This is a genomic window from Massilia sp. P2_C2, from assembly GCF_056404615.1.
Window position 1 is genome coordinate 1 of the sequence record NZ_JBFUDR010000255.1, and the last position, 9,253, is coordinate 9,253.

Sequence of the window (9,253 nt, forward strand, 5' to 3'; positions counted from 1 at the left end):
GCGGCGTCACGCGTGGGCACGGGGTGCCCACCCTACAGGGATAGCCACCATCAGCGCCGGCGCACGCTCTCGATGCCGAGCTTCCCGGCCATGCGCACCAGTTCGGCCAGCGTGCGCGTCTGCATCTTCTGCATCAGGTTGCGCTTGTGGACCTTGGCCATGATTTCGCTGATGCCCATCGCGTCCGCGATCTGCTTGTTCAGCAGGCCACCGATGGCGAGGCCGAACACTTCGCGCTCGCGCGGCGTGAGCTGGGCATGGCGGCGCGCCAGATCGTCGGTCTCGACGCGCTGCGCGATGCGGCGCGCGTCATCGGCCAGCGCTGCGCCGACCGCGGCGAGCAGCGCGTCCGGATCGACGGGCTTGGTGAGGAATTCGTTGGCGCCCGCCTTCATCGCCGCCACGGTCAGCGGGATGGTGCCGTGGCCGGTGAGGAAGATGACGGGCAGCGCGAGGTGGCGTTCGGCCATGTGCTGCAGCACGCTCATGCCGTCCAGCTGCGGCATCTGCATGTCGAGGATCAGGCAGGACGGCACCGCAGGCGCCGGCTGCGCGAGGAAGTCGGCGGCGGCGGCGAACGCGCGCACGGCATAGCCTTCCGCCTCGAGCAGATGCGCCAGGCCCAGGCGCACGCCCGGGTCGTCGTCCACCACCAGCACCATCCGTTCGCTCATGCGCGCCTCCTCGTCAGCCGCAAGGATAGCGGAAAACGCCGGGGCGCGTGGGTCGACCGCCATCACTGGAGGGGGCCAGGGGCCGCCGGGATCGCATCGATCAGCGCCAGCAGGCAGTCGGCGTCGACCGGCTTGTGCAGCAGCGACAGCGCGCCCGCGAGGTTTGCGCAGTGTGCGAGCGCGGGATCGTCGTCGCCGGTGATGAAGATGACGGGCAGGCGCGGCGCCCGCATGCGCAGGCGGGCGCACAGCCCGAAGCCGTCCGGCTCGCCGATGTGGATGTCGAGCACGGCACAACGGGCACGGGCCGGATCGCAGGCGTCCAGCGCGGCGGCGGCGCTGGGATACCCCTGCGGCGCATAGCCGGCCGCGCGCAGCAGGCCGRGCATGCCGGTGCGTACGGTATCGTCGTCGTCCACCACGAGCACCGTCTGACCGGTCTCAGGCGGCACGATCATGCTCGGCCCGGGGCGCCGGTGCGGGCGGCGGCTGGATGCCGCTGATCCGGCTCACGCACTCGGCGCGGAACCAGGACACGGTGACGGGCTCGCCGGAGATCAGGCGCTTGGCGATGGGCACGGCCTGCTCGCCGACGAGCATGCCGAACAGGCCGATCAGGGCGATCGCCGGCGGCGCGGGCGAACGGACCTGCAGCAAGGCATAGATGCAGCCGACCAGCAGGCCGGCTGCCAAGGAAACCAGGTAGAACTTCATGCTTCCCCCTGTCGATGGATGGGGCGGTCCCGCACGGATAGGCGCGGGACCGCGGTGCGCGGACGGGATCGCCGCCGCGCGAAACGGATCAGCGGGCCGGGACCGGTGCCAGCGTCTCGTGGCTGGCGGTGCCGCGCTGCGGTGCCTTGTGGACCATGGTGTAGGCGTAGTCGATGCCCATGCCGTACGCGCCCGAGTGCTCCTTGGCGATGCCGACGACGGCATCGTAGGTGTCCTTGTGCGCCCAGTCGCGCTGCCATTCGAGCAGTACCTGCTGCCAGGTCACCGGCACGACGCCGGCCTGGATCATGCGCTGCATGGCGTAGTCATGCGCTTCCTTCGTGGTGCCGCCCGAGGCATCGGCGACCATGTAGATCTCGTAGCCGCCTTCCAGCATCGCACACAGGGCGAACGTCGTGTTGCAGACTTCCGTCCACAGGCCGGCCACCACGACCTTCTTGCGCCCGTTGGCGGCCAGCGCGTCGCGCACTTTCTGGTCGTCCCACGAGTTCATCGACGTGCGCTCGAGGATGGGCTGGTTCGGGAACACGTCCAGCAGTTCCGGGTAGGTATAGCCCGAGAAGCCCTGCGTCTCGACGGTGGTGATCGTGACCGGGATGTCGAACGCAGCGGCGGCCTTGGCCAGGCCGACGGTGTTGTTCTTCAGGACCTGGCGGTCGATGGATTGCACGCCGAAAGCCATCTGCGGCTGGTGATCGATGAAGATGATCTGGCTGTTCTGCGGCGTCAGCACTTCGAGTTTTGGATTGCTCATGGGATGATCCTCTGCGGGAATGGTGAATAGGCGGTAATGCACCGGCAAGCCATGGTAGACCCGTGCCGGGGGCGTCGCCAGTATCCGTTCGTATAGGCGCGGCGGGGGCGAAGGCACYGCCGCCTGCACGGGCCGGCAACCTGCTTTACAATCTGGCAAATGTTCCGCTTCCCGTTCCGCTCGGTTTCCCGTTTTTCGGCCGCCATCGCCCTGGCGCTCGCGGCCGCCAGCGCGCAGGCGCTCGACCCGTCGCTCACCCTCGTCCAGCTGCACCACGACATGTGGACGAGCAAGGACGGCATGCCGGGCGACGTCTGGGAGATGACGCAGGACAAAGGCGGCTTCATGTGGTTCGCCACGCCATCCGGCCTGTACCGCTTCGACGGCGTGCGCTTCGAACACATCCAGTCCCTGGGCGGCCAGCCCCTGCTGTCGAACGTGATCGCGACGGTGCGGGCCTTTCCCGACGGGTCGCTGTGGATCGGCTACCGCTTCGCCGGGCTCTCCGTGTTGCGCGACGGCCGCCTGCGCCATTTCTCGGAGCAGGACGGATTCGAGCCGGGCTTCGTGTATTCCGTGGTGCCCGACGAGCGCGGCCGCGTCTGGGCCGCGACCTCCAAAGGACTGTTCGTGCTGGACGGTGCGCGCTGGCGCAAGGCCGGCGCGGACTGGGGCCTGGCCGGCACCTCGGAAGGCCTCCGGCGCGACCCGGACGGGCGCCTGTGGGTCAACACGGAAAACGAGCTGTATGTCCGCGAGCCGGGCGCGGACCGCTTCGTGGCCACGGGCCTGAAAGGCCAGCATTTCAACATCATGCCCGACCGCGACGGGCACCTGTGGCTGTGGTACCTGGACCATGTGGCACGCCTGCCGGAACGCCTGGCAGGCCCGCCACATCCGCGCGACTGGTGGACGACGTCGTACTCGTTCGATGCCATCTTCGACCGCGACGRCAACCTGTGGCATGCCGGCTGCGACGCGTTGTGCCGCCTGGGCCCGGATGCGCTGGCGGCGACCTCCGACTGGCACCAGCGCACCGATCCGGCCGAGCAGCTGCCATCGCACCTGCTCAGCGGCAACCCCATGACCATGTTCGAGGACCGCGAGGGCAATATCTGGCTCGGCACGCGTGGCGGTGTCGACCGCTTCCGCCGCAACCGCGTCGTCGCCGCGGGCCTGCCGGCCGGGTATTCCAACGTGGCCCTCGCGCTCGACGACACGGGCCGCCTGTGGGCAGCCGCCGAGAGCATCCGCCGGCCGCGCCTGTGGGTCCGGGACGCCGCCGGCCTCCGGGAGCAACAGGAACGCGACGTGCGCATGCTCGCCACGGCGGCCGACGGCGCCCTGCTGCTGTCGCGCCCCGGTTACATCGAGCGGCGCAAGGGCGGCGCCAGCACGCGCATCCCGTTTCCGGACAGCGTGCCGCGGGCCGCGATCGACGCCGGCGCGCGCACGCTGCTGGACGACGGCAGCGGCCTGTGGGCCGGCTTCGCCTACGACAGGTTGTACCGCTGGGCCGATGGCCGCTGGCAGCCGGCGCGCGCCTACGGCCTGCCGGACACCCTGCCCGTCTGCATGGCGCGCGCCGCCGACGGCACGCTGTGGTTCGGCTACCACGACAGCGCCGTGGTGGCGCTGCGCGCCGGGAAAACGCGCCGCTACGGGGGCGCGGCCGGGCTCGATGTGGGCGTCGTGGGCCGTGTCTACGATGCGGGCGGCGTGCTGCTGGTCGCCGGCGACAAGGGCCTCGCCATGCTGGCCGGCGACCGCTTCGCGCCCGTGCGCCTGGCCGATCCGCAGGCGCTGGCGGGCATCACGGGCATGTTGCTGCGCGCGGACGGCGACCTGTGGCTGAACGGCAGCCGCGGCCTCGTACGCATCCCGGCCGCAAGCTGGCGCGCGTTCCTGACAGCGCCGGCGACGACCATCGCCGCCTACGAGCGATTCGACGCCGTCGACGGCTATCCGGGTATCGCCCAGTTCCGTTCCGGACAATCGAGCCTCGTGGAGACGCGCGACGGCCGCCTGTGGCTCGCGGGGACGGAAGGCGCCGCGTGGATAGCGCCGCACCGTCTGCCGCGCAACCGCGTCGCGCCGCCCGTGCACATCCTCGGCGTAACCGCCAGTGGCCGCAGTCTCGATGCGGGCGCGCCGTTGAACCTCCCGGCGGGAACGCAAGACCTGCAGATCGCCTACACGGCGCCCAGCTTCACGATGCCGGAACGGGTGCGCTTCCGCTACCGCCTCGACGGCGTGGACGACGACTGGCGCGACGCCGGCACGCGCCGCACGGCGTACTACACCCGGCTGGGGCCGGGCCGCTACCGCTTCGTCGTCAGCGCCGCCAACGAGGACGGCGTGTGGAACGACACGGGCGCCGCGCTCGACGTCGCGATCGCGCCCACCTTCGTGCAGAGCACGCCGTTCAAGGCGTTGTGCGCCGCGGCACTCGTGGCCGCGGCGTGGCTGCTGTACCGCCTGCGCCTGCGCCGCGCCACGCTGCGGCTGCGCGGCCTGCTGCAGGAGCGCGCGGGCGAACGCGAACGCATCGCGCGCACGCTGCACGACACGCTGATGCAGTCGGTGCAGGCGCTGCTGATGCTGTTCGAGCACGCGCGCGGCCGCCTGCCCCAGGACTGCCCCGACCTGCCCCTGATCGACCGCACCCTGGACCAGGCGCGCAGCGCACTGCGCGAGGGCCGCGACGAACTCTCGGCACTGCGCGGCGCGGCGGCGCCGGCCCAGGACCTGGTCGGCGCACTCGTGCCGCTCGGCCACATCCTCGGCGAGCAGTTCGGCGTACGCTTCGCCGTGCAGGTGGACGGCCAGCGCCGCCCCCTGTGCCGCGACGTGGCCCAGGAAGCCTGCTTCATCGCGCGCGAGGCGCTGCAGAATGCCTTCCGCCATGCGCGCGCCACCGTGGTCACGCTGGAAGTGGCTTATGCGGCCGACGTGTTCGAACTGCGCGTACGCGACGACGGCCGCGGCATCACGCAGGCGCCGCGGCCCGGCCACTGGGGCCTCGCGGGCATGCGCGAGCGCGCGGCGGCCATCGGCGCCCACCTGGACATCGGCCCCGGATGCGCGGCGCCGGCGGCCGGCGGCACGCTCGTCGCGCTGTCGGTGCCGGCAAGCCAGGCCTACGAGCGCCCGGCGCGGCAAGCATGGTGGCGCCGGCTGGCGCGCAACGTTCCGGCAGGTCAACCATAGCGCGTGCATATGTGTCCTGTTCGCGAATGACATGTTACGATTCGCCGGTGGCGTAATGACATGCGCTACCATATTTCTTGCGAGCGAACGCCCCATGATGACTCTCGACGACCTGAAACGCCTCGCCCTGCGCCACGCCGGCACGGGGCCGGACTGCATCGTGCCCGGCCTGCGGGTACGCGCCACGACGCAGCCGACCGGCCCGATGAGCGGCATCGAGGAGCCGGTGTTCGCCCTGATCCTGCAGGGCCGCAAGCGCTCCACGGTCGGCGGGCGCATGTACGAATACGGGCCCGGGGACAGCGTGATCGTGTCGCTCTCGATGCCGTCGACAGGCCAGGTAATCGTCGCCAGCAGGGATGAACCCTACCTCGGCGTCGCGCTCACCTTGCGGCCGACGGAAATCGCGGGCCTGATCGTCGAGGCCGAGGCCGAAGCGCCGCCGTGCGCCGTCCCGATGGCCGTGCATGCCGCGTCGCCGCAGCTGATCGATGCCGTCGGCCGCCTCGTCACCCTGCTCGACCATCCGGACGACGTGCGCATCCTGCGTCCGCTGCTGGAAAAGGAATTCCTGTGGCGCCTGCTCTCCGGCCCGCATGGGACGATGCTGCGCGAGGTGGGCCTGGTGGACAGCCGGGCGTCGCGCATCGGCCGCGCCATCCGCTGGCTGCAGCAGCACTACGCCGAGCCCGTGTCGACCCAGCAGCTGGAAGCCGTGAGCGGCATGAGCGCCTCGACGCTGTTCCGTCATTTCAAGGAAATCACGTCGCTGAGTCCCCTGCAATACCAGAAGCAGATCCGCCTGCACGAGGCCAGGGCCCGCCTGGCCGCCAGCAGCCGCGACGTGGCGGCCGTCGCCTACCAGGTCGGCTATGAAAGCCCGTCGCAATTCACGCGCGAATACAGCCGCATGTTCGGGCGGCCGCCGCGCGACGACCTGCGGCGGGTGCGGGAGCCGGTCGTGTGACCGATTTCTTAATCGAAATGCATTTTAGTAACACGGAATATCCCCGGAGGCGATTCTCTGTCACAATGTTGTCATAATCGGCTTCTACACTCTGTTGCCACGAGTGAAATATTCCCGAAAAATGGACATGAAGTTGAAAACGGACGAGCCACTTGGCTCGCTTCCGGCCGATAGCCCCTACCTGTTCCTCAACCGGGAACTGTCCCTGCTCGAGTTCAACCGCCGCGTGCTCGAGCAGGCCGAAAACCCCGCCGTTCCCCTGCTCGAACGCCTGCGCTTCCTGACGATCGTCAGCAGCAACCTCGACGAATTCTTCGAGGTGCGCGTGGCGAGCCTGCTGGCGCAGCACCAGTCGCACGGCGGCCCCGAACCGGGCCAGGCCGACCTGGATGGCGCCGCCGACGAATGCCGCCAGATCATCGCCCACCAGTACGCGCTGCTGAACGACCAGATCCTGCCGCAGCTGTCCGCCCACGGCATCCACCTGCTGCGCCGCTCGGACCGCAACGCGGCGCAGAAGGCCTGGGTCAAGCAGTACTTCGACAAGGAAGTGCGGCCGCTGCTCACGCCCGTCGGCCTCGACCCCGCGCACCCGTTCCCGCGCGTGATCAACAAGAGCCTGAACTTCATCGTCGAGCTGTCCGGCAAGGACGCGTTCGGCCGCGGCACCGGCATCGCGATCATGAAGGCGCCGCGCGTGCTGCCGCGGCTGATCCGCCTGCCGGACGAATTGTCCGACAAGCCCGGGGCGTCGTACTGCCTGCTGTCGTCCGTCATCCAGGCCCACTTGGCCGACCTGTTCACGGGGCGCGAAGTCGTGTCGTACTCGCAGTTCCGCGTGACGCGCAACAGCGACCTGTGGGTAGACGAGGAAGAAGTCAAGAACCTGCGCCAGGCGCTGCAAAGCGAACTGCACAGCCGCAACTACGGCTTCGCCGTCCGGCTCGAAGTGGCGCGCGGCTGTCCGAAGCACCTGGCCGACTTCCTGCTCGACCAGTTCTCGATCGACCGCTCGCGCCTGTTCACCGTCGACGGCCCCGTCAACATGGGCCGGCTGCTGGAGATCGTCAACAGCAATGCGCGCCCGGAACTGAAATTCACGCCCTATGTGCCGGGCTTTCCGGCCAAGCTCGTGAACGCCCACGACTCTTTCGCCGTGCTGCGCAAGCAGGACGTGCTGCTGCACCACCCGTACCAGTCGTTCCAGCCGGTGATCGACTTCGTGCGCTGCGCCGCCGCCGATCCGAACGTCGTCGCGATCAAGCAGAYGATCTACCGGGCCGGCTCGAATTCCGAGCTGATGGAAGCCCTGATCAACGCCGCCCTGCGCGGCAAGGAAGTCACGGTCATCGTCGAGCTGATGGCGCGCTTCGACGAAGAGGCCAACATCAACTGGGCCGAGCGGCTGGAAGAAGCCGGCGCGCAGGTCGTGTACGGCGTCGTGGGCCTGAAGACCCACGCCAAGATGGCGCTCGTGCTGCGCCGCGAACCGGACGGCCTGCGCCGCTACGCCCACCTCGGCACCGGCAACTACAACCCGACGACGGCCCGCTTCTACACGGACTTCGGCCTGCTCACGTCGGACGACGAAATCACGGCCGACGTCAACGAGGTGTTCATCCACCTGACCAGCATGACGCGCCCGACGCAGCTGTCGGCGATGTGGCTGGCGCCGTTCACCTTGCAGAAGGAAATCGTCAAGGCGATCCGCCAGGAAGCGGCGATCGCGCGCGAAGGCAAGCCGGCGCGCATCATCGCCAAGATGAATTCGCTGACCGACGAATCCGTGATCCGCGCGCTGTACGAGGCGTCGAACGACGGCGTGCGCATCGACCTGATCGTGCGCGGCGCGTGCTCGCTGCGGCCCGGCGTGCCGGGACTGTCGGACAACATCCGCGTGCGCTCGATCGTCGGCCGCTTCCTCGAGCACACGCGCGTCTACTACTTCCGCAACAACCTCAGGAACGACGTCTACCTCGGCAGCGCCGACTGGATGAACCGCAACCTGTTCCGCCGGGTCGAAGTCGCATTCCCCATCCGCTCGCCCGCGCTGAAGAAGCGCGTGCTGCGCGAGGGCCTGCAGGTCTATTTGAAGGACAATGTGAATGCCTGGGAACTGGGCAGCGACGGCCGCTACCGGCGCCGCAAACCGCGCGGCAGCCAGGCCCCGTTCAGCGCGCAACTGTTCCTGATGGAGACCATGAGCGCACAAAGCACCGGCCACGTACACAACAAGGAAAACGACCATGGAACTGATCCTGTGGCGCCACGCCGAAGCTGAGCCACACGTCCCCGACGGCGAGGGCGATCAGCGGCGCGAACTGACGGCGAAAGGCGCACGCCACGCGTCGCGCGTGGGCGCCTGGCTGGACCGCCAGCTGTCCACGCACTGCCGCATCCTGTCCAGCCCGGCCGCGCGCTGCGTGCAGACGGCGCAGGCACTGGGCCGCAAGTTCGCCACCGTGGAAGCGCTGAACACGGATTCGACGCCGGAACGCATCCTGGAAGCGGCCGGCTGGCCCGACAACAAGCATCCGGTCGTCATCGTCGGGCACCAGCCGCTGCTGGGTCAGGTGGCGGCGCTGATCTTTTCGAATACCGCGCACGACTGGAAGATCCGCAAGGCCAGCGTGTTCTGGATCGCCAACAAGGGTGACGAGGATCCGGCGCCGTTCGTGCGGCTGGCCGTCGGGCCGGATATCGTGGGCAAGCTGCGCTGATGACCGTAGGGTGGGCATTTGGGGCCGGGGGCCCCAAATGAAACGTGCCCACGCGAACGCCAGCAAGACGCAAACGTCACGCGTGGGCACGGGGTGCCCACCCTTGTATCTTGAACGAGTTGATGATTAGCTACCATCAACTGAGGTGAAGACCAGCTTGTGCCCACCCTGAAGGCATTGACCTTGTGGTAGT

General features: G+C 69.0%; 8 protein-coding genes. 4 read left to right on the forward strand and 4 right to left on the reverse strand.

Annotated features, from left to right (window positions below; genetic code table 11):
* Positions 1-50: 50 nt before the first annotated feature.
* From AC1DYX_RS23435 to AC1DYX_RS23450, 4 genes are all read right to left on the reverse strand, one after another.
* Positions 51-674 (reverse strand): response regulator transcription factor, encoded by a 624-nt coding sequence (locus AC1DYX_RS23435; protein ID WP_477263315.1) that lies wholly within the window; start codon positions 672-674, stop codon positions 51-53.
* 62 nt (positions 675-736) lie between these two features.
* Positions 737-1,126: a response regulator gene (locus AC1DYX_RS23440; protein WP_477263317.1), complete on the reverse strand. Its 390-nt coding sequence runs from the start codon at positions 1,124-1,126 to the stop codon at positions 737-739.
* A complete protein-coding gene (locus tag AC1DYX_RS23445) occupies positions 1,116-1,388 on the reverse strand; it encodes a XapX domain-containing protein (RefSeq protein WP_477263319.1) in 273 nt (90 codons plus the stop codon). The genes AC1DYX_RS23440 and AC1DYX_RS23445 overlap by 11 nt, the downstream gene beginning before the upstream one ends.
* Before the next feature lie 88 nt (positions 1,389-1,476).
* Entirely contained in the window at positions 1,477-2,163 is a 687-nt protein-coding gene (locus tag AC1DYX_RS23450) for a hydrolase (protein WP_477263321.1), read from the reverse strand.
* Positions 2,164-2,322: 159 nt separating this feature from the next.
* Here AC1DYX_RS23450 and AC1DYX_RS23455 point away from each other — a divergent pair, with 159 nt between their 5' ends.
* From AC1DYX_RS23455 to AC1DYX_RS23470, 4 genes are all read left to right on the forward strand, one after another.
* Positions 2,323-5,373: a sensor histidine kinase gene (locus tag AC1DYX_RS23455; protein ID WP_477263323.1), complete on the forward strand. Its 3,051-nt coding sequence runs from the start codon at positions 2,323-2,325 to the stop codon at positions 5,371-5,373.
* A gap of 94 nt (positions 5,374-5,467) precedes the next feature.
* On the forward strand, positions 5,468-6,340 hold the full coding sequence (locus tag AC1DYX_RS23460; RefSeq protein WP_477263325.1) for an AraC family transcriptional regulator: 873 nt from the start codon (positions 5,468-5,470) through the stop codon (positions 6,338-6,340).
* Between the two features lie 121 nt (positions 6,341-6,461).
* Positions 6,462-8,621, forward strand: coding sequence for a polyphosphate kinase 1 (gene ppk1, locus AC1DYX_RS23465; RefSeq protein WP_477263327.1), 2,160 nt, complete (start codon positions 6,462-6,464; stop codon positions 8,619-8,621).
* Positions 8,587-9,060 (forward strand): SixA phosphatase family protein, encoded by a 474-nt coding sequence (locus AC1DYX_RS23470; RefSeq protein WP_477263329.1) that lies wholly within the window; start codon positions 8,587-8,589, stop codon positions 9,058-9,060. The genes ppk1 and AC1DYX_RS23470 overlap by 35 nt, the downstream gene beginning before the upstream one ends.
* Positions 9,061-9,253: the final 193 nt, after the last annotated feature.